Genomic DNA, 22,262 nt, shown 5'->3' with positions numbered 1-22,262 from the left:
CACAATTCAGATTCGACTCAAGGCTTATTCATGTTTCCCCAACGTGTTCTTGCATTGATAGTGAGTACCGGCATTCTTGCTGGCTGTACCGTCGGACCGGACTATCATCAGCCTGTAGTGCCACTTGCGGAGCGTTATCAGGCTCAACCGGCCTTACAGCAGCGCAGTGCATCCGAACCCGCCAGTTTCTCAGTCTGGTGGGAGAGCTTCGGCGATCCCCTGTTAAGCCGGTTCGTTTCAGACGCACTCGCGCAAAATCTCGACCTCGCCCAGGCTTCATCCAGGATGACACAGGCCCGGGCCGGGCTGGGAGCCTCAACGGCGGCACTGCTTCCGTCGGGAAATATCAGCGGCCAGGCAGCCCGTGCCAGGCAGTCGGTTGAAACACCGTTGGGTCAGGTGCTCAATTCGACTCCGGATTATAATCGCTACGGCAATTCTTATGAAACTGATCTCAATGCAGGCTGGGAGATAGATCTGTTTGGTGGCCTGAGGCGCGGCCGACAGGCTGCCCAGGCCGATTATCAGGCTTCAGAGGCCAGTGTTGCGGCGACACGTCTTGCGGTCGCCGCACAGACTGCGGATATCTATATCACCCTGCGTGGATTGCAGACCCGTCTGGATATTGCGAATAAACAGGTCATCACACAACAGCAACTGCTGGAAAAAACGCAGCTTTTACAAAGCAAAGGGCTGGCGCCGGAATATCAGGTACGCCAGGCAGAAGGCGCACTGGCACAGGTACAGGCAACGGTACCCGTTTTGAAAAACGGGCTCGATGCTGCCATGAATGCGCTGGACGTTATGCTCGGTACGCCTCCCGGGACGCATCGCGCCCAACTGACTTCACCGGGCGCAATTCCTCATACACCCGCAATCACTGCAATGGGCACCCCTGCTGACCTGCTTCGCCGAAGACCCGATATTATTGTGGCCGAGCGTCATCTGGCTGCCTCAAGCGCCCGTATCGGAGTTGCTGTCAGCGAGTATTATCCAAAGTTTTCCCTTAACGCGCTGCTTGGCAGCGCAACGGCAGTATCAGCCGGCAACCTTTTCACTGCCGGAGCCAGCCAGTCGTCGGGGGTGCTGGGGTTACGCTGGCGGCTCTTTGACTTTGGTCGTATCAATGCGCAGATAGAGCAGGCTAAAGGCCAGGAAGCAGAAGCGCTTGCCGCTTATCGTCTGTCAGTGTTACGCGCAACGGAAGATGCCGAGAATGCCTTCTCGGCACTGGTCAATCACCAGACACAAGCAGCTACACTAACCCGCGGTGAAACCGCCCTGTCCAGCGCCCGACAGTCTTCTTTTATCGCTTTTCAGCAAGGAACCGCCAGCCTGATTGACGTGCTGCACAACGATGAAATGCTTCTCCAGGCTTCCGATACCAGAGTGCAGGCACAGACAGAATCGGCCCGTGCAGCAGTGGCAGCATTCAAGGCGCTGGGCGGTGGGTGGCAATCGTCATTATCTGGCGAAATGGCAAATACGCCAGGATAAAAAGGGTCACTGACTTTATTAAACAAGACAAATAGTTGTTTATTTGAATGAGCGTAACAACAAGAGGGTAACGTAATGACACGAATTGGTATCCTTGGGGTAGATGATCTGACTGAAACCTTTCTGGTTGACTTTCTGGTTGAATTGTTCCGCCTTGATCCTTGCGCTCATGTTTTTCTTTCAGCCGGGGATTTTGAACGGGCAAACCTGCTTGCAATAAAGTTTCCCTGCTGGGTTCAGGACAATTGTCAGTCCGTAGTGGATGAAGCCGATACTCTTATCATCTTCCCTCAGAAAATAAGCTCAGACAATGTTCAGGAAAAGACTACTTATAGACAGACACAGTTAGTCATTTTGTTAGATACCATGCCTTCATTCAATAAAGAAAATATTCCACCCAAAGCAGAGAGTTTTATAAACCGACATGTTGTGCTGCATAATCTTTCGCCCTGTTTCCATTTAACCAGTGAACAGATTGAACACTACCTCTTTTTTCTTCGGGTTCTGCTAATATCCATAAAGGTCACTTATTCGCTGGAGATAAATATTCAGACATCTTCTGAATCAGCCACACTAAACATTTTAGGATAAAACACCATTCTGCCCAAGAGCATAATACGTTGAGACCTATGCCATGAAAAACACAAAAAATTTTATTAGTGACTTAATCCTATTGATAAATAACAATATTGAATCCCATCTAAAAATCGATGATATTGCCATTAAATCCGGTTATTCGAAATGGCACTTACAAAGATTATTTTTAGCGGAGACTGGACAAACTCTTGGTCATTTTATCAGAGAAAGAAAACTAATTTTGATTGCTGATAAACTCATAACCTCAAATGAGCCACTGATTAATCTGGCCATAAAGTATGGTTTTGACTCTCAACAATCATTTACCAGAGCGTTTCATAAAAAGTATCAACTACCCCCACAAAAATACAGAAAGACATTTAGCCGTCATCATAGTGCTGACGGAAAGTAAAATAACTATAATAACATAAGTAAGCCACTGAATTTGGGAGGCCGTGCCCTCCCATTTTTTTTCGAAAACGGAACTGTTTGATGGCGAAAGAAACCACTATTTTATGCTACTTGGCGCGTCAGTGTATGGCGATCCGGTAGCACTGCTGCTCGCTTCGGCAGACAGCGGTGAGTGGACATTCGACCACGTGCTATGGCGAGCGGATAGGTACTTCAGGAAACAAGGTGGTCGTTGTGTCGAATACCGGCTTTTTTCTCAATCAACGGGAAATGGGTATTAATCATCGGTATCGTCGGTTATACCGAGTAACAAACCGGCCGTCATAACTTGCTCTATGCCCAGACCGGAGACTTCAACAGCGGTCGCTTCACACCTGATGATAAACCTTTGGCGTGGATTCGAAGAGTCGCGACACTGGGAAAGAGTCATTGCCGCTGGGTTCAGAAAAAAAAGTGTAGTAGTTGGGGCTTCCGACAACAATAAGATTCAGCATACTTGCGATCCTCGCATAAGTTAAGTTTCTCTCTCATCATGCCAGACTTGATAATTATTTAAACATCAGCGCTGCTGTTTATATTTCACACCTTTTTGATCCGAAACAACACTGCCATCGGTAAGCCCGGATGATACATTCTGAAAATTCATCAGAAAAATTTACATCACGCTTTACTCCTGACGTATATCAGCACTAACGTGCCATTGCGTACGCGCTAGCTATTTAGTAGCGCGTTTCGCCGAAAAGAGATTCGGTAGTCAATGACTATATTTCGCTCAAAGCGGACGAGCTAACCGAGCTTTAGGTCCACTGTGAACGAGGATCTGACTCCTCAGGCAATCCACTGCTGCCAGATACGGATGTGACCTGCTCCAGCACCCTGAACCGAAGTACAAAGGTTATCCACATTAAAAGTGGATATCATTGTGGATGAAGTGGTCAACTAAAACTGACCACCGCTAGAGTTTTTCCAATATCGGTTTTCCGATTCGTTTGGGGGTAACCCACCGTTATATTCATGCGGCATGAGCGCGCTGTAATATCCAACGATATAGTCCGTTATGGCGTGAGCTGCATCGCTGAAGCTTGTGTAACCCGTCACCAGTATCCAGTCGTTCTTCAGACTCTTGAAGAAGCGTTCCATTGGACTGTTAGGGGGAGGAGCTCTGCTTTTTTTTCTAGGAGTAAAGCGGTTCGGCACAGATCGGAACTGATATTAGTGGCCGGTAAATAGCAGATATTCATCCATCATTTGCGCGAGGGATATGTTTTCCTCCTGCCGTCCAATCAGCCACAAGCCTAGATCTTCAGGTGCCTTACGTTTCAGGTTATCCAACCAGTCTTCCAGCGTCGCACCCATCATCAAATCGTACCAACATAGCCAGACCAGTTTGTGCCGATATTCAGGTGAACTGAATTGCTGCAACAGGTTAATCAGTCTATTTGCCAGTGGGCGTTGTTTCAGGCGGATACATTCACTCAGTAATATTCCTTCCAACATTGGGTGGTGCAGTAAAGTTTTTTGCCTTGTCTCAAGGCTGATTTGCATATCAGTCAATACCGACACTGGCTCTGGATGCTGACTTCCGTAAATCAGTCGGTAAAGGCATTGTGGTACCACTGCAGTCATCTGCCCTGCGCCGGGAAAGTACAGACTGCCCACCATCAGATGGTGGCTGGCCTGAATATTGGGATGACACATGCCATTTATGATGGCCAGTTTTGTGAACCCGTTTAGCCAGCGTTGATAGCTGACTAGCAAACTGTTATATCGCGTCTTTGTCTCTTTCATGGTGGATTATCCCTGAATACTGAATGACAGGCAGCCGCAAACCTCCGCTATGAGAGGATAAAGAGTTTGCCTGTCAGGAAAGTGATATGTAAGGAGAGGTATTTAGCTGCGTGATTCGTGGATTCTCGCCTGTAGCCAGGCTTCCACTTCACTCTGTAGCCATCGTGAACTTCGCCCCAGTTTGATGGGTTTTGGAAATATGCCATCTTTGATGAGTCGGTAAATCCACTTATCACTGACCCCCAGCAGGCGGGTGATGAAAGCCATATCAACGAACTGATCTTCAAACAGGGATAGTTTACTGTTCATGGTTTAATTCTCCGGTAGCTAAATGGAAACCGAAGTCGGGATTGCTGCTGCCCGCTCCGGCATAGCAACCGGTGCTGCTGTTAAAAACTAACTAAACTTTCTTGGTCTACCCTGCCTTGCAGGCGAAGGAACCTCATTACATCCCCAAATTAGATAACCATATTTTTGGTCTTCTTTTGTTAGATAACTGGCTATACGTCTGAGACTGTTTATGGCTTCGTTATTGTGATATTCAACAACATTGTTAATGTTGTCCTGATGATATTCCTTTGGTTTGCATCGCTGGTATTTTCCCTCGCCATAGGTAATTTGATGCCACAGTTCCCCTGCCTGTAAAATGAATGGGAATGATTTCTGATGTTCCCGGCCATTAAGATAAAAAATAGCATGGGCATGAACTGCCCCTTCTAATGTCCATTCCAGTACCCAGAAACTACCGATAACGCCAGGAAGGCTGATCATTGTCTGAGTAAGCTCTCTGAGGTCATCCTGTATTTCGATCGAGGAGTTACGAATGAATCGATTAGTGCCTCGCTGATAATCAAAATCCATTCGAAACGCCAGTATCTTGGCGTGACATGCTAGGATCTGATTAAGATGATGGTTGATCAGATTCAGCAGGAAGTCATTAGGGATGATTTTCTTTAAATGTGGGTAGTGTCTTTGCATTGCTCTGTTCCTTTGGATGAATTCAAAGGAACTAGTGCATCTGTTTTTTCTGTCAAGCAGGGTTCAATCACTTATGACGGATATGTAACATCCCAAGGTTGGGATGTTAGATTGAGATCTACTCTCTATAATACCAATTAACCTTAATTATGTTTTAACCTTATAGACGCCTCCATTTTTCTACAGTTTTCACATTCATATAGCCTGCTATCCTTGACGGTCTTAGGTGAGCGCAGAGTCAATTTTTAGTATTTCCGTGAAACGCTCTATATGACTTACGTCAAAGTTTCTCTGATATGATTGAAGTCAAGGCAAGAAATGCAGGTAGAGAGGCTTATGATAATCAAAATAAGAACGTAGTATACTACGTAGAGTGCTACGTCTTTTTCTACGATTGTTGTTGCATTTGAGGTTCTGATGAGTACAGAAAAACTAGTGACCCGACTCTGGACAAAAAGAGTAAATTTATGGCTTTTTTGGGATATTTTTCACTCTGCACTAATGCATGCTGATGAGTCTCGCGAATTAGTGGAAAGAGTAGATAATACCACTCTTTTCAAAGAGTCTTGTGTTAACTATATTAATAAAAAAGAAATGGTTAAATATTGGGATGCGGAGGATTTCTTTGAAAAGAGTAAGCGAGAGGTTGAGGGTAAGTTAATACCTTTTAGTGAACTTGAGTGGATTGATTGTGAACGTTCGTTGTCATTTGTTGCTAATTATATTCATGCCGAATATAAACTATATACCAACAATAACAATCCCTCTCTTCTTGATATCGATTTGCCTGAATGGAGCCTTGTGAATAGCCACGGGTTTAACAGACACCTCTGAGTCATTTAAAATGGCTTAAAAGAGAGGTGCACATGAGCAGTAAGCGTTACCCTGAAGAGTTTAAAATTGAAGCTGTCAAACAGGTTGTTGATCGTGGTCATTCTGTTTCCAGCGTTGCAACACGCCTCGATATCACTACCCACAGTCTTTATGCCTGGATAAAGAAGTTCGGACCGGACTCTTCCACCAACAAAGAGCAGTCAGATGCTCAGGCCGAGATCCGTCGACTCCAGAAGGAGCTGAAGCGGGTTACTGACGAACGGGACATATTAAAAAAAGCCGCGGCGTACTTCGCAAAGCTGTCCGACTGAGGTACGCCTTTATCCGTGACAACTCCTGTTGTTGGCCTGTTCGCCTACTCTGTCGGGTACTGAATGTTCATCCGAGTGGGTTTTACGCTTGGCTTCAGCAGCCGTATTCACCACGGCATCAGGCGGATATAAGACTGACAGGACAAATCAAACAGTTCTGGCTGGAGTCCGGTTGCGTTTATGGCTATCGCAAGATCCATCTCGACCTGCGAGATAGTGGGCAACAATGTGGGATTAACCGGGTCTGGCGGCTGATGAAGCGTGCCGGGATAAAGGCTCAGGTTGGGTATCGAAGCCCACGATCGCGTAAAGGTGAAGCCAGTATCGTGACACCCAACAGACTCCAGCGGCAGTTCAACCCGGAAGCACCGGATGAACGGTGGGTAACGGACATAACGTACATCCGAACCCACGAAGGCTGGCTGTATCTTGCCGTAGTTGTTGACCTGTTCTCGCGCAAAGTTATCGGCTGGTCAATGCAACCGCGGATGACAAAAGATATTGTTTTGAATGCGCTTTTGATGGCCGTGTGGCGACGTAATCCCCAAAAACAGGTTCTGGTTCATTCTGATCAAGGTAGTCAGTACACAAGCCATGAGTGGCAGTCGTTCCTGAAATCACACGGTCTGGAGGGTAGTATGAGCCGTCGTGGTAACTGTCACGACAACGCAGTTGCAGAAAGCTTTTTCCAGCTACTGAAGCGTGAACGGATAAAGAAAAAGATTTACGGAACACGGGAAGAAGCACGCAGCGATATTTTTGATTACATCGAAATGTTTTATAACAGTAAGCGTCGACATGGTTCGAGCGATCAGATGCCACCGACGGAGTATGAAAACCAATATTATCAACGACTCGGAAGTGTCTAGATTATCCGTGGCTATTCAGGGGCTTTAGAAAGACTAGTCATTTACTGTTTACAGAAGCAGGCAAGGCATTTAATGCACACACTGACTTTAACGAGGATCTTGTAACACTGAAGAAAGAGCAGAATCTTAAAATGAACTCCCATAATCTACAGGGGAGCTGAAGGGGGAAAGCTGACCTGCGCCCCGTTGATTAATACACACCGATGTTAGTAATGTCTTCATAAATCACATGAGGACATCCCCATGAAGAAGCGTTTATCCGACGAACAGATCATCAGTGTCCTCCACGAGGACGAAACCGGAGTTTCTGCCCATGAACTCTGCCATAAGCACGCCATTTCCGATACCACCTTTTACACCAGACGCCAGAATCTACTTGCCGGAGCCATGCTTGATAAGGAGGTACTTCTGGTGGCTCTCGGACGAAAGTACTAACGACAGACCAGAAGCGGGAAGCCGTTGAGTTTGTGTGATGCGACCGGTCTGTCGCAACGTAGTGCTTGCAGGCTTACAGGTTTGTCCCTGACGACCTGCCGCTATGAGGCTCAGCGTCCGGCGCATTTATCAGGGCACATCACTGAACTGGCACTGGAGCCCAGGCGTTTTAGCTACCGCCGCATCTGGAAGTTACTTCGCCTTGAAGGCCTGGCAACGGAGCGTCTGCCGCTGCTCCGACCGGCGGCATCCAACCTGGCCGGGTCAATGGATTTCGTCATGGTCGCGTTGACCACCGGTCGCAGAATCAAGTGCATGACCTGTGTGGACGACTTCACGAAGGAGTGTCTGACAATCATTACCGCATTTCGGATTTCAGGCGTTTAGGTCACGCGGATTCTGGACAGTATTGCATTTTTCCTGGGTTATCCGCCGACGATAAGATCGGACCAGGGGCCGGAGTTCTCTTGCCGCTCACTGGATCAACGGGCCTTTGACCATGATGTGGAGTTACGTTTAATCCAGCCGGGAAAACTAACGCAGAATGGGTTTATTGACAGCTTTAACGGTCGATTTCGCGATGAATGTCTGAATGAGCACTGGTTCAGCGTGTGCCGCAACACGGAGACGCACTTATGAGCATCGTACAACAGCTTGAACAGAAGGGCATCAAGAAAGGTATAGAGAAGGGCAGAGCTGAAGGGCTGCAAATTGGTGAGCAACGCGGCCTTGAAAAAGGCGAACGCGAAGCAACCCTTAAAATCGCATGCACAATGCTCCAGAACGGTATAGATCGCAATACCGTCATGAAAATGACCGGTCTGTCGGAAGATGACCTGGCGCAGATCCACCACTAATTATTACTCCCTGCCAGGCCAACAGCGTAAAAGGGTGGGCAGGTACATCCCTTTCCAGGTTCTACCTGCAAGTTCGTTAAACAAATTCAGTTTCAACATCCCAATTACATTACCTATCAGACTCACTGTCAGTTCCATTCAACACTGTCTTGATTACTCACCACCCTTAATGATGAGGATTCCCGCTCCAACGCAACCTGTGCAGTAACACCAGAGGAAATTCTGTGTGTTGGCTGGCTTTGCATTAACGGTCATTTGGCATCCCTGTTTCAGAAACCACTCGATATAGTGTGTTACACCACGCAAATAAATCTTTGCTACAACACACTTGTCAGAAAACGGGTGAGCAAGACGTTTTACAGAGGACATCACCATCCTGATTTTCCTGTCAGCGTGACGCAGATAGAATAGAAGTAGTGCTCGCCGCAGCCATGTGACCGAGCAACGCGAGCGAACTGGCGAGGAAGCGCAATACCATCATTGCGTAAATAAGCTAGTACGCCGCGATGCTTGATCACTGGAAATGCATATTTTATTAAGTTTTGCTTCAGCGGGTTATCCACATATATAGTTCTTCGATCCAGCAATAAGATCTTTAAAGCGATCCTTTTAAGATCCAGAAAAAATACCCGGATCGCTGTAGAGCGCGTCAGCTCTGTTCTTAAGGTATGATCACATAAGCTGTAGCAGGATTGTCATAAGCTGTATTATGCAAAGGAGGTGATACCAGTCTTGAGCTAGCTTTATTCACAGTAATAACAAGGCCGGCAGACGGGTCATCGTTTTCCTACTTTACGAGGAAGTGAAGTTTGTCCCCACTCTGTTCAAGGATGAACTTCATACTAATAAACAGGCAGGGACGAATCTACTAAGTCCTCCAATCGTAACCGAATGTTGTATCTGTATTGTCAAGTTGTCCGCTCATAAACTCCCTCAGTACATTAGCAAAACCATAAGATTATTAAATTTGAGTAAGTCGTTCTGTGACTTAACGTGCTGTGCACAATGGCATCAAGGCGCGACATCGTTTTGATTGTGGTACTTTTCTTGTTCAGGCGGAATGTGAATAGCGCTGCATGTACCGGGAGCTGAATCAGTAGTGGATTCCGTAGAATCCGCACTTCAGGATGGCTCATACGCTCTCGAAGTTGTTGTTGTGAGTCATACCATCGACGAACTGCTTCGCGCTGTAGTTTACAGGCATGTGCGTATATTTAAGCATCCCTTCGTATGATGTGTGCTCGTCGATACTTAAGATTGAACCGGGTGCCACGATGCTCTTTTTGGCTACCTTGATAGCCAGTGCACCGGTACTCGTCAGCACGATCGCTTTCACATAGGCGTTGCGTTTTTCATTCCTGTAACGGGAATTCTTCCGATAGTGCTACGTCTAGCTTTTTGCTGTTATGCTTATTGTTTTGCTTTCCGCCAATAATAGGTCTCATCAGCCTCTACAATTATGGACAACAGCCTACCAGTTGGATCATCGTGCCTGCCGAGCGGATGCGCTGGAGCAGAAACCATGCTGATTTCTGCGTGATGTCCAGCTCCTTAGATAGCTACATGGAAGAGTTACCCTTCTTGGCAGTGACCTGAACAGCCATTTGTGCCGAGGAATGTTAGAGTGCTCGAAAATCGTCCCGGTGCGAACGGTTAAGTCGATCTGGCACGTAAGGCTGCGGTAGAACCCCCCTCAACCTTTCGCTGCTGGATGCGATGGATAATGCCGTAGTGCAGCGAGGGGAGCTGGTCTATCTCTTTTGCTCGATCTAAATACAGGCTGCGGCCTGGACCGGGAAACGCATAATAAACTCAAACGCACTTATGGTTTTTTTGACATAAACACCTTGAAGTTCAAGGAATAACACAAAGTGCAGTTAATATAGTCCTCAGGTGCGGTTAGTAAATTATATAATTCCCATTTTTCGGCTTTCTTTTCCACCATGTGACAGTGGGTATAAAAATTTAATTAAATTAGTCTAAGAAACAAAGGTATTCTGAAATTTAAAAACGATAAGCGTGCTAATTAATTTTATGAATTTGAAAGTTTTTTCAGCCTGCTGACTAGGTTTTCATCTACGCTCATATAAATGCCTTTTAACATCTTTGCCAAAAAGAGAACAGAATGAACACTACACACTGTGTTGTATGCGTTATCGCAAAGCAATTCTGGACTAACATATCGGCACTGGCGAAGATGATATCTGAGAAATGCTTTGTCGTTAAACAATCATATTATCTTTTTGTTTTTGTGAGTGTTATATCAAACACAGAGGTGTATTCCGAAGAATATATATGGTCCCCAACAGGCGTAGAGTCGTCTGGCGGGAATGGTATCTGGGATACAACATCTCCTCTTTGGTATAGCGAAGGTATGACTCATTCATGGGTAAATGCACCGGGCAACAATGCCTGGTTTTCAGGAATCCCTGGTACCGTCATTATCAACGAGGCTGTTAATGTACAGAATTTAAATTTTAGTACCAGTGATTACACCCTGACAGGGGGTAGTATTATTAACGGCTCACCGCTATTCACAGGCAGAGAAATTAATATTTCTAATGGGATGACTGCAACCATTAACTCCCTTATTGAAGGTGGCGGCCTTTCTGCCAGCCCCTTAATCATTAAGAACGGGGGAAAAGCTATATTTACGGGAACTAACACCTACAGCAATACCAATACCAGCACTGGCAATCCTTTCTTACGGGCAGGTGCCGCCAGAAGTACAATTGTCATCGGTAACAGTACACTGCAGGTTGATCGCGACACTAACCTGGGGGCCGCGCCAACCACCTTCACCAATGGGTTGCAACTGGGAGACAGTACGGGCAGAGGCACGCTTTTCATCACCGGGGATACTTTTACCACAAATCGCAACGTGTTGTTGGGCCCCGGAGCCACCGAAGGTCTGGGGGGGCGTATTGATGCTGATGTGGGGGTTACCGCGATATTTAATGGGCAGATTACAAGTGCCGTATCGAATGTTACGCAGCTCACTATTGGCGGGCCCGGCACGGTTGTGCTGAATGCAGTAAATAACTATGCAGGAAAGACAACGGTCCTGGCAGGAAGCACGTTACAGGCTGGCAATCATAACACCACGACTAATATGCTAGGCAGCATCAATTCGCCATTTCACAATGACGGTACTTTAATCATTGATCGTCTAAGCGGGACCCTGGTCAAATCAGGGGGAATGACCGGGGGAGAAACCGGGCGGTTTATAATCCGGGGAGGGGGGAACGTCAGCTGGGCGGGTGATAATACATACAGCGGTGACACTATTATTGAAGCAGGAAACCTGACAGTGGGAACGGCATTTGCTGGTGACAGGTACCAGTCCAGCCATGTCCATATTAATAATATCAATAGCGTACTGGGTATTAACGCCGGCTCGTCTGATATAACCTATCCAGGTGAAATTTCGGGCGTGGGGGGCTTACGTAAACTGGCAGGCAGTACTCTTATTCTGACAGGAAATAACACCTTTGAAGGCGCGACAACGATCAGCGCAGGGACCGTTCAGATTGGGGATGGGGGGACTCACGGCAGCATAAGCAGCAATGTTGCTCTTTCTATCGCTACAGCTACGCTGGCATTCGCTCGTGCAGACAATATTAGTTTCGGGAGTGTGATATCAGGGCTCGGGAAACTGAGTCAGACAGGTTCAGGTACACTCACCCTTAACGGGAACAATACATACGCTGGCGGTACGACAATCATGGCCGGCAATGTACAGATTGCCAGTGACAGCAATCTTGGGGCTGCAACAGGAATGCTGACATTTAGTGGCGACAGTACGCTGGAAGTTCTGGCTAATCTGACCTCTTCACGTGCAACCATCCTCAACGCAACGAGGGCCACACTAGATGTGAATGATGGTGCAACCCTGGTAATGGGGGGCGTGATTGATGGTCCAGGCGTTTTATACAAAACAGATTCCGGTACGCTTACCCTGACCAACACAAATACTTACCGTGGTGGCACGAATATTAGCGGGGGCCGGATACAGATTTCCGGGGATGCTAACCTTGGGGAGCTAAGCAGTAGACTGACTTTGGACAATGCCACGCTGGAAACAGCCTCAACCTTCTCCACAACGCGTATGACTACGCTGGGTCCAGACGGAGGAACATTCGATACCCGCGATGCGACCTCTTTCACGATGACTGGTGCCATAGAGGGCAGTGGTTCACTGACAAAAGAAGGGGAGGGTAATCTGACGCTTACGGGCACAAATTTATATGCAGGCGTCAGTACCCTTCTTGGCGGTACGCTGATGTTAAAGAATAATGGCAGTATTGCAACGTCCGCGAACGTTATCAATAACGGTCAGCTTGATATTTCAGGGACGACCAATGGAACCTCCTTCGTCAGTCTTGACGGGAATGGTACGGTTATAATGGGGGCGAAAAATCTGACGCTGAGTGAGGGGGCCGGGCTTTTCAGCGGTCAGTTCAGTGGAACGGGTCATCTGAATAAGCAGGGCAACGCGACTCAATTACTTTCGGGGATGAATAGTTACGCAGGCGCAGTGGACGTGAGTGCCGGAACCCTGCAGTTTGAACAGAACGGTAATTTTACCACCTCTGATTATTACACCACTCATTCACATGCCACCACAACGCTCACCGGCGTCAGTACGACGCTTATGGTTGGAGGGGCTTTCACGCAGGCCAGTAATGCTCACCTTGCGGTGATGTTTGATGGCCTTTCGGGTCTCTCACCGCGCATCACCGCGCAGAGTGCCAGTCTGGACGGCACCCTCGGTATGAGTGGATTTATCGATCGACCAGTGGCGGTCAAAGCCAGCGAAGCTACAACGCATAATTATACGCTTATTCATACCACCAATGGCATCAGCGGTAATTTTACCAATAACCCTTTAGCTCCGTCAGGTGCCGATTATCTCATACGTGATGGTTACGTATCCGCCGACGGTCAGGATTATAATCTAGGTTTTCGTCTGGCCTGGACAGGTGAAAAACAGACATTGAGTACCGGTAACTTCACCCTCAGCGAGGGAACGGGATTCGATATTGACCAGGTTTTGTCTGATCAGACGGTACCCGTCGGCGGCTTTCTTACCGGCTGGGATGGCAGGAGCCTGACAAAAGAGGGCGAGGGGCGGCTCGTTCTGTCAGCAGTCAATACCTATAACGGGGCAACAACTCTTAATGCCGGGCTGCTGCAGACGGGCGTTGCTGAGAGTTTTGCACACAGCAGTGATCTTAACGTCAATGGCGGAGTCCTCGATCTGAATGGTTATTCCCAGATCGCCAGTCGCCTGGCAGGCCTCGCGGGCGAGATATGGCTCAATGGTGCCACTTTGACCGCGAACAATGCCACTGACGGGGACAGTACATTGTTTGCGGGAGTTATAACCGACGGTACCCGTTCAGGCGGGGGGCTGGTTAAAGCGGGCAAAGGGACACTTATTTTGACCGGCAATCATACGTACGGGGGGAGCACGACAATTAATGACGGTACACTGCAAGTCGGTAACGGTGGCACCTCAGGGAGTATTGCTGGCAATATCATTGACAATAGTTCGCTGGTATTTAATCGTTCTGATGTCCTGACCTTCGATGGGGGGTTATCCGGTACCGGTAAACTGATTCAGGAAGGTCGCGGGAATACCATTCTGACCGCCTCTGGTTCTCATCTGGGTGAAATTGAGGTGCGAAAAGGCATACTCACCTTTGAACAGAATGGGGCGTTTACGCTGACGAAGGCTTACTCTACCGCTTCCGGTGCTACAACGGCGCTCGGGCTCGCACAGTCTCAGTTGGCGGTGGGTGGACGCTTCACGCAGGCGCATGACGCTACGTTGCAGGCAGTTCTTTCGGCTGACAAAGCTCTTCCTGCCATCATCGCCGAAACTGCCACACTCGACGGCCAACTGATTGTGACAGGATTCCAAGATGGCCCGACGCCTGTCAAAGCCAGTCGCGTCACAGACAATAATTATACCCTCATTCATACCTCTGACGGGATTACGGGTCATTTCCTCAATAATCCGCTCCTCCCTTCGGGAACAGATTACTTATTACGTAACGGGTATGTTTCAGACAATGGCCAGGATTATGTTCTGGGTTTCCGCCTGGCCTGGACGGAAGAAAGCCGGGCAGCAGGCACCGGATCATTCACCCTTGCTGAGGGGACAGGCATGGAAATTGACCATGCCCTCACTGACCAACCCGCACCGGTTGATGGGTTCGCCAGCGGCTGGGATGGAAAAAGTCTCACTAAAGCCGGCGACGGACGACTTGTTCTGTCCGCAGCTAATACCTACACCGGGTACACTTTACTGGAGGCGGGCGCGCTTCAGACCGATATTGCGCACAGCTTTGCGCACAGCAGTGATGTCATTATCAACGGCGGAGTACTTGATATCAATGGTTATGATCAGGTTGCCAGTGACCTCGCAGGTCATGGCGGTGAGATCAGACTTAATGGTGCAATCCTGACCGTCAGAAACGCAGCCCCCGCCGACAGCACTACATTTTTCGGTGATATTACCGACGGGACTCAGCCTGGCGGTAAACTTCGCAAAACAGGGGAAGGCACACTTACGCTGGTCGGCAATACAGGCTGGAGTGGGGAGACGCTGCTTGAAAATGGGGAACTGATACTCGATGGCCGTAACGGTGGTGCAAGGCTTATAAGTAATGTTATCGGTCTGGAAAATACCCGTTTAGTTCTTAAGCATGGTGCCGTTTTAACCGGCCGGATTGATCCGACAGATGTCAGTATAGATGTCGTCAGCCTGTGGAATATGACCGGTGATTCTCAGGTTGATGAGCTGCGCCTTGCTGGCCGGCTTAATATTGTTGCACCTTCTCAGCGCGGCGTAGCGGTCGGGCGGACGCTGACTGTAGCGAACTGGTATGGTCTCGAGGGTACCGTCATGCTCAATACTGTTTTAGGCAATGACCGCTCTGTGACCGATAAAATAGTGGTGAATGGCAACACAAGTGGTAAGACCTTTGTACAGATTAATAATCCTGGCGGCGGCGGGGCACAGACCGTAGAGGGTATCCGGATTATTGATGTAAACGGCACGTCAGCTGGTACCTTTGTAAAAGCCGGACGTATTGTAGCAGGGGCATATGATTACAATTTAATAAAAAAAGGGCCCGACTGGTTTTTGAGCAGTGCACAAGGGGGTATACCGGCTGAGCCGGGATCGCCGGAACCCACAAAGCCAGTACCCAACATTGTTCGCCCGGAATCAGCCAGCTATACCGCCAATCTTTCCGCTTCGAATACCATGTTCACTACACGGCTTCATGAACGCGTGGGTGAGACACTCTATACCGACGCCATGACGGGGGATCGAAAAAAGACCAGTATGTGGCTGCGGCAGGTGGGGGAACATACTCGCTGGAAAGAGAACGGGGGTCAGCTCAATACGCAAAGTAACCGTTATGTCATACAGTTGGGGGGGGATGTGGCACGCTGGGAAAGTGATGATTTACAGAGTTGGCATCTGGGTATAATGGCAGGATACGGCAGAGATAACAGCCATTCCCGTTCAGACCCAACCGGCTACAGTGCTGAAGGTTCAGTTAATGGATACAGCACCGGTTTATATCTCACCTGGTATCAGAACGAAGAGACAAAACAGGGAATGTATACAGACAGCTGGGTGCAATACAGCTGGTTTGATAATGATGTCAAAGGCCAGCATTTGCAGGATGAATCCTATAAGTCCAGCGGGTTCACGACGTCTTTTGAAGTGGGCTACGCGTACAAACTGGGGGAATTCATCAGCCACAATGATATGACAAGCGAATGGTATATACAGCCTCAGGCGCAGATTATCTGGATGGGGATCGAGGCTGAAGACCATCGCGAATCTAACGGTACAACTGTTTCTGGTCAGGGCGATAACAACCTCCAAACACGACTGGGTTTGCGTGCACATCTCAGAGGGCACAGTAAAATCGATGAGGCAAAAAACCGGATTTTTCAGCCTTTTTTGGAAATTAACTGGATACATAACACTAAGAAATTTGGTACCAGAATGGATGGTATGAACGTCTATCAGGAGGGCGTCAGCAATATTGGTGAGGTGAAAACAGGAGTGGAAGGGCAGGTAAGTCGAAAAGTGAATCTATGGGCAAATGTCGGTGTCGAAATCGGCGACAAGGGGTACAGTAATACGACTGCCATGATGGGTATACAATATCAATTCTGATCTTCAGAGGTAATCCGGGAAAATGGGCCGTCGGGTCTGATACGTTTACCCACTTCACGCCATTATCGCCGGACTTCACACCGGTCAGGGTGAGTCAGGCTCAGTATGACTCGCTCTCACGTCAGGGGGAATAATGTGCACCTCACCCTCCGGACGCTGATCGACGCTGGCAGCGATATGTGCTGCGTTTGAACGAACGCTTTCTGAATGACCATGCAGCCAGTAACTGTCGCCGGACTTTACTGGAAAGCACACTGGTGGTCCGTTTGCAGATGCCATCACTGTCTGCACCCGGCAGGGAGGAAGATGTGGAGCGGTAAGGTCAGCGGCTTATCTGAATTAACGTGCCAGTGACACCGAGCCCTGTAATGTGAAAAGCCCTATCGAAAGAGCATATTCAGGTCTACACCGATAACGCAGATAAGTGTCTGAGAAAGGAGTTCGGACCCTGTAAGCGTCAGACTGCACATGATGTTTTACTCGAAGGTGATGACAGACAAGCAGCAGCATTAAGCCTGTGGAAAGCAGCGAAACCCTGAAGGCATGCAAACAGGTGAGGGCTTTCCGAATTATACCTGTGGGGAGTGTGAAGCCCGGATCGTCTTCGGAAGCAGGCAGGCTCCGGGCGGTAATACTGTACCAGACAGGCTCGATGGACACGGGAAAATGACATAGCATCAACGATACAGGTCGTCGTCTCGGCAGTGAAGACGCTGCCCTGACACTTATTCGTCGAAGTCGCACCGGTCATAATCGTGCTGCTGCTTCCATGAAAGAAGCGAGATTTATGGTGCAAATGTATCCGGATGACGGTATTGCTGTTCTGAAAGAATAATGGCCGCTAAAGGAAGTTCTCTGCCGTGTAACAAGAGGGGCATTTCCTGGGAGGGGCACGACCAGAGTGCTGCTCAGCCTTTAACAGTTTTATCTGACACAGGTACCCGAAGAACTTCGAACTCAACAGGCCATCAGAGAGGAGAGCCGACTGCTACAGCTTTCAACTAGACTTTGCGAACCAGGTTAGAAAACAATAAAAGGATAAATGTGGAGAAAACATCCAGCTGCCAGAGACAAAGTGCACACTTCAGTGAACGTCATCTGGACCGAGAGGAACACGTGTTGACGGATGATGAAGAATCGTTATTGGCACAGGGCTGTAAATCCGGGCTGTGGCCTTAGCGTGAAAACGGGAAGGAAATGGACGAGTTATGACTGAGGGGTGTGCCCTCTGACTATAAAATAAGTTATCCACAGATATAGGGGGTAACCCGGGACAAAACATGTGTACAAATCGGTTAACAACCTTCTTTTCCCCGAATGAGATGAGCACAGTCTTTCCATTTGATATGACAGTCATGTGCATTATCGATTTTTAGTACTGGTCATATATATCCGTAATCCTCTCTAATTTATTCTTCTCGTATGTATATAAAACAAATGCAGAGCAAAGCTACTATTTTAGCTTTCCTTGATTTTAATTGAGCCCTTTAGATGACGTTGTAAATATCTCAAAGCGCGCTGTAGCAGTACCCTCCCTATATGCGTATGTTTGCGCAGGACTTTTTACATCTAAATTGCAATGGTGAACCATATGGCCCTCGTTCTTCGACTGAGCCTTCCTGATGGGAAGAGTAAAACAGTTAAACTCTCATCAAGGAATACAAAACACATTCATGCCCAGCCTGGGACGCATTATGAACTTATTGATAATGAAACAGGTAAAGCCCCGGAAGGGTTGACCGTTAAACGTAAAGGTCAGAACCTGGAACTGGAGGTCGATGGTAAATCCCTCTTAGAAATCGATGATTTTTACGATATCGCCAATGAACCTGTTTATTTAGATATTCACGCTTTCACTGGACAGCAAGAACTTGTTACAATTACGCCTGCAACGTCCATTGAAGGCGACTCACTGGTGTATAGCTCAGCAGAAGCGGCAGATGGCGCTTTATCACCGCTAGTAAGTTGGTCTATTATCGGAACGGCCCTTGCGTTGGCTGCTGGATCAGAAGCTATTTCTCTGCCTTTTAGCCATCATAATGATTCTCATGATAATCATCAGTCCACACCGATAAAACCTACCACACCGACAAAACCTTCTGAGAAACCAGCACCAGGGGCTATCGCAAATTATCAGGATGATGTAGGGGGCGAGCAATCCAGGCAAAGCACGGCGACCAGTACTGATGACACGCGGCCAGCCTTTAATATTGGCATCGGTTTGACCGAGAAGCCAAAATTATACGTCGACGGAAAAGCAGTGGCCGCGACATATGATAAGGCGAAGGGGACGCTTACGCCTGATGCCGCTCTGACCGAAGGTAAGCATTCTATTACCTGGACAAAGACGGATAAATCAGGCCACGAAAGTGCACAGAGTACTGCCCTGGAACTTGTCGTTGACCTGACTGCGCCAGCTATCACGACCAATATTACCAATTATATCGATGATTCGGGTGATAGCTCTGTAACTGTTAACGTTGCAGTAACCAAAGATGCTATGCCGGGTTTTAAAATACCGATTGGCCTGAACGATATGCCAAATTTGTATGTGGATGGCAAGTTAGTTGCCTCTACGTATGACAAAACAACCGGGGTACTGACACCAACTACGCGCTTGCCTGACGGTACTCATGCCATCACATATTCTTTAACTGATGCGGCAGGTAATGTCAGTAATAAAAGCATGGTTTTCCATGTAACAATTGACACGGCTGCACCAAATACGCCATTACCCCTTGCCCATTACAGTGATGATATCGGTAGTGAAAAAAATGGGAACAGCTCATCGACTGTGACAGACGATCTGCGACCTGGCTTCAAGATTGAATCAGGCCTGACGGAAACAATTAAACTGTACGTGGATGGGAAGTTAACCCCAGCGAAGTATGATAAAACGACCGGTACATTAACGCCGGATGTTGATTTGCCAGAAGGTAAACATACGTTTACCTATACCCTGACTGATGCTGCAGGAAATGTGAGCGATGCAAGCTCTGCTTTCACCCTCATTATCGACCATACGGCTCCGGGGACGCCTGCTGCGATTTCAAGCTTCAATGATAATGTTGGGAGCATTAAGGACACCAGTAGCAATTCCGAGGTGACCGATACGTTGCGTCCAGGCTTCAATGTGGGAACGGGTCTGGGCGATACACTCAAATTGTATGTAGATGGAAAATTAACCGCAGCAACGTATAATAAAACGACTGGTACATTAACACCTGATGTTGATTTGCCAGAAGGTTCGCATCAGTTCACCTATACTTTGACTGACGCTGCAGGAAATGAAAGCGCTACAAGCGCTGTTTTCTCTCTCATTATTGATCATACTGCGCCGGGCGTGCCTGCTGCGATTGCCAGTTACAATGATAATGTGGGTAGTATTCAGGATGTTAATAACACCTCCGGGACTACCGATGCATTACGTCCAGGCTTTAATGTGGGGAGCGGCCTGAACGATACTCCGAATCTGTATGTGGATGGCGTATTGGTAGCTTCTGTCTATGACAGGGCCACAGGTACATTGACACCAGTGAACGATTTGACCGGTGGAACGCATACATTTACATATACCTTAACCGACAAGGCGGGTAACGTAAGCGGCGAAAGCCCCGTGTACAGTCTTAATATCGATATTTCTGATCCGGCGGCATTGACTGTCCAGCTCATTAATGACACCAGCCAGAACAGGAGCGTCACCTCCGATGCTCGTGTAATGATCGGTGGTTTGGTTGAGGGGGCAACATGGGAGTACACCCTTGATGGCGGTCATTCTTGGCAGGCCGGGACCGGGAACGGTGTCAGCTTAAACACAACAGAAGGTTCACATACAATTCAAGTGCGTCAGTCAGACGCCGCGGGGCGATATAGCCCTGTCACCGAACTTACCTTTACGCTTGACCAAACTGTGGTTGCCGGTACGTTGCTATTGGCTAATTTTGACGATACAGGTTCCAGCGCGATTGACTTGCTCACCCAGGACAGCACCTTCGATCTCAGCCTGTCCGGCCAGGATACTGCGTCTACAGTTGTGTATCAGGTTTCAACCGATGGTGGTAAAACATGGTCCACTACCACGGCTCAACAGTCCGCTCTGGCAGACGGGAAATATAGTTTCCGTAGCCTTGTTCGTGATGAGGCAAATAACGTCGGATACAGCAATCCGGTAAATGTTATCGTAGATAACGCTGCTCCAGTGCAAAGTGCATTTGTGGATAGTGCATCGGACGATGGCATCAGTAATAGTGATGGTTTAATCTCGAATTTAAATAGCAGCCCGACGATCTGCATTGTAAGCGAACCTTTGGTTTCTGTTGTCATCACTGTTAATGGTATTGACTACACTGGTGTGACAGATAGCAAAGGACGCGCAAATATTGTCTTAACCAACGCAAATCTTAGCGATGGCAGTTACCCTGTAACGGTAAAGGTCACTGATCAAGCTGGTAATGAAAGTGTACAGTCAACCTACTCGTTTTCTGTACAGACGCCGCCGACAACACAAGCTACCATTTTGCATGCATCAGATGACAATGCATCAGGTACCTTTGTCGGAGATTTACCTTCCGGTCAGTCGACAAATGACAATACGCCGGTCCTCATGGGTACGCTGACAGCGTCCCTGTCAGCGGGAGAGCAAGTCGTTATCTACGATGGTGCGACCCGATTGGGTATTGCAACGGTTACTGCGACAGACTGGACCTTTACATCCAAAGCACTTGCTATCGGCCTGCACTCGCTGACAGCCAGAGTTGAAAATGCTGCAACTGGTCTATTTTCGGCCTCAAGTCAACCCGTTGAGATTCGCGTCAATACGCTCACAATGGGAGCAATCAGCGATGATTTCGGCATGGTTATGGGCTCTGTTGACCAAAATGGTACGACGGATGATACCACTCCTACGCTGAGCGGTACTCTGGGAACAGAACTGGCTGCTGGCGAGAAAATCGCTATCTATGACGGTATTACGTTGCTTGATTATGCAACGGTCAATGGTACAACATGGTCCTTTACCCCCTCGACTGCGTTAAACGCTGGTGCGCATAGTCTTTCCGCAAGCATTGTTGATTCCGGGGATAATGCACTGGTGGCAACCGCTCCGGCTGACTTCACGGTCCTGGTTACGACTCCATTGACTCAAACGGCGACTATTGATTCGGTCACTGACGACGTGGGTGCCCGGACCGGGGCCCTGGTGAATGGTGAGTCGACCGATGACGGCATGCTGGCATTAGCGGGTAGTGTATCTGCCCCGCTGACCGCCGGTCAGGTGGTCGCGGTGTACGATGGAACCTCGCGTCTGGGTGAGGCGGTAATTACCGGCAATGCATGGACCTTCAGTACCCCAGCTCTGGCTGCGGGCAGCGAGCATAAACTCACTGCCCGGGTGGAAAACCCGGTCACAGGTGAGCAAAGCCAGGCAAGCACTGATTTCAGTGTAATCGAAAACTCGGTGAAGATTGTCAGTGGAAGTGATGACGTAGGTAGTGTCACGGGT

General features: G+C 48.2%; 11 protein-coding genes and 3 pseudogenes. 9 read left to right on the top strand and 5 right to left on the bottom strand.

What is annotated here, in order from left to right:
• The first annotated feature begins 30 nt into the window (after positions 1–30).
• The 3 genes from FCH32_RS14575 to FCH32_RS14565 all read left to right on the top strand — a co-directional run bounded on the left by FCH32_RS14575 (position 31) and on the right by FCH32_RS14565 (position 2,485).
• Complete coding sequence (locus FCH32_RS14575; protein ID WP_174361113.1) at positions 31–1,497, top strand: efflux transporter outer membrane subunit; 1,467 nt, start codon at positions 31–33, stop codon at positions 1,495–1,497.
• A 75-nt stretch (positions 1,498–1,572) separates the two neighbouring features.
• Complete coding sequence (locus tag FCH32_RS14570; RefSeq protein WP_174361112.1) at positions 1,573–2,088, top strand: hypothetical protein; 516 nt, start codon at positions 1,573–1,575, stop codon at positions 2,086–2,088.
• Between the two features lie 43 nt (positions 2,089–2,131).
• Positions 2,132–2,485: a helix-turn-helix domain-containing protein gene (locus tag FCH32_RS14565; protein ID WP_174361111.1), complete on the top strand. Its 354-nt coding sequence runs from the start codon at positions 2,132–2,134 to the stop codon at positions 2,483–2,485.
• A 938-nt stretch (positions 2,486–3,423) separates the two neighbouring features.
• Here FCH32_RS14565 and FCH32_RS14560 read toward each other — a convergent pair.
• From FCH32_RS14560 to FCH32_RS14545, 4 genes and pseudogenes are all read right to left on the bottom strand, one after another.
• Positions 3,424–3,633 (bottom strand): annotated as a pseudogene (locus tag FCH32_RS14560) (IS3 family transposase); the annotation flags it as partial.
• A 63-nt stretch (positions 3,634–3,696) separates the two neighbouring features.
• A complete protein-coding gene (locus FCH32_RS14555; protein WP_174361110.1) occupies positions 3,697–4,272 on the bottom strand; it encodes a hypothetical protein in 576 nt (191 codons plus the stop codon).
• Between the two features lie 102 nt (positions 4,273–4,374).
• Positions 4,375–4,581 carry a helix-turn-helix transcriptional regulator gene (locus tag FCH32_RS14550; protein ID WP_174361109.1) on the bottom strand — a complete coding sequence of 69 codons (207 nt, stop codon included), beginning with the start codon at positions 4,579–4,581 and terminating at the stop codon, positions 4,375–4,377.
• Between the two features lie 87 nt (positions 4,582–4,668).
• Positions 4,669–5,250: a YagK/YfjJ domain-containing protein gene (locus FCH32_RS14545; protein ID WP_100191007.1), complete on the bottom strand. Its 582-nt coding sequence runs from the start codon at positions 5,248–5,250 to the stop codon at positions 4,669–4,671.
• 417 nt (positions 5,251–5,667) lie between these two features.
• Between FCH32_RS14545 and FCH32_RS14540 the strand changes: the two genes are divergently transcribed.
• The 4 genes and pseudogenes from FCH32_RS14540 to FCH32_RS14525 all read left to right on the top strand — a co-directional run.
• Complete coding sequence (locus tag FCH32_RS14540; RefSeq protein WP_244958426.1) at positions 5,668–6,084, top strand: hypothetical protein; 417 nt, start codon at positions 5,668–5,670, stop codon at positions 6,082–6,084.
• Positions 6,085–6,116: 32 nt separating this feature from the next.
• Positions 6,117–7,264 (top strand): IS3 family transposase gene (locus FCH32_RS14535; protein ID WP_165620774.1). Its coding sequence is split into 2 segments (ribosomal slippage): positions 6,117–6,354 and positions 6,354–7,264, totalling 1,149 coding nucleotides; the frame shifts between segments, so codons are not numbered across the junction.
• 243 nt (positions 7,265–7,507) lie between these two features.
• Positions 7,508–8,308, top strand: a pseudogene (locus tag FCH32_RS14530) (DDE-type integrase/transposase/recombinase); the annotation flags it as partial.
• Positions 8,299–8,556: pseudogene (locus FCH32_RS14525) on the top strand (ISNCY family transposase); the annotation flags it as partial. The pseudogenes FCH32_RS14530 and FCH32_RS14525, both read left to right, overlap by 10 nt.
• 1,132 nt (positions 8,557–9,688) lie before the next feature.
• On the opposite strand, the gene FCH32_RS23470 reads toward FCH32_RS14525, so the two are convergent.
• The gene (locus FCH32_RS23470; protein WP_174361108.1) at positions 9,689–9,892 is read right to left on the bottom strand and encodes a transposase; all 204 of its coding nucleotides are present in this window, start codon (positions 9,890–9,892) and stop codon (positions 9,689–9,691) included.
• A 1,038-nt stretch (positions 9,893–10,930) separates the two neighbouring features.
• Here FCH32_RS23470 and FCH32_RS14515 point away from each other — a divergent pair.
• Together FCH32_RS14515 and FCH32_RS14505 are read left to right on the top strand one after the other, a co-directional pair.
• Positions 10,931–16,762: an autotransporter outer membrane beta-barrel domain-containing protein gene (locus FCH32_RS14515; RefSeq protein WP_174361107.1), complete on the top strand. Its 5,832-nt coding sequence runs from the start codon at positions 10,931–10,933 to the stop codon at positions 16,760–16,762.
• 1,591 nt (positions 16,763–18,353) lie between these two features.
• A partial coding sequence (locus FCH32_RS14505; protein ID WP_174361106.1) for an Ig-like domain-containing protein occupies positions 18,354–22,262 on the top strand: 3,909 nt, incomplete at its 3' end.

Origin of the sequence: Citrobacter gillenii, from assembly GCF_013337685.1 — a bacterium.
Classification (GTDB): domain Bacteria; phylum Pseudomonadota; class Gammaproteobacteria; order Enterobacterales; family Enterobacteriaceae; genus Citrobacter; species Citrobacter gillenii.
The sequence above is the reverse complement of the archived record's forward strand: the minus strand, read 5'-3'. Positions and strand labels throughout refer to the sequence as shown.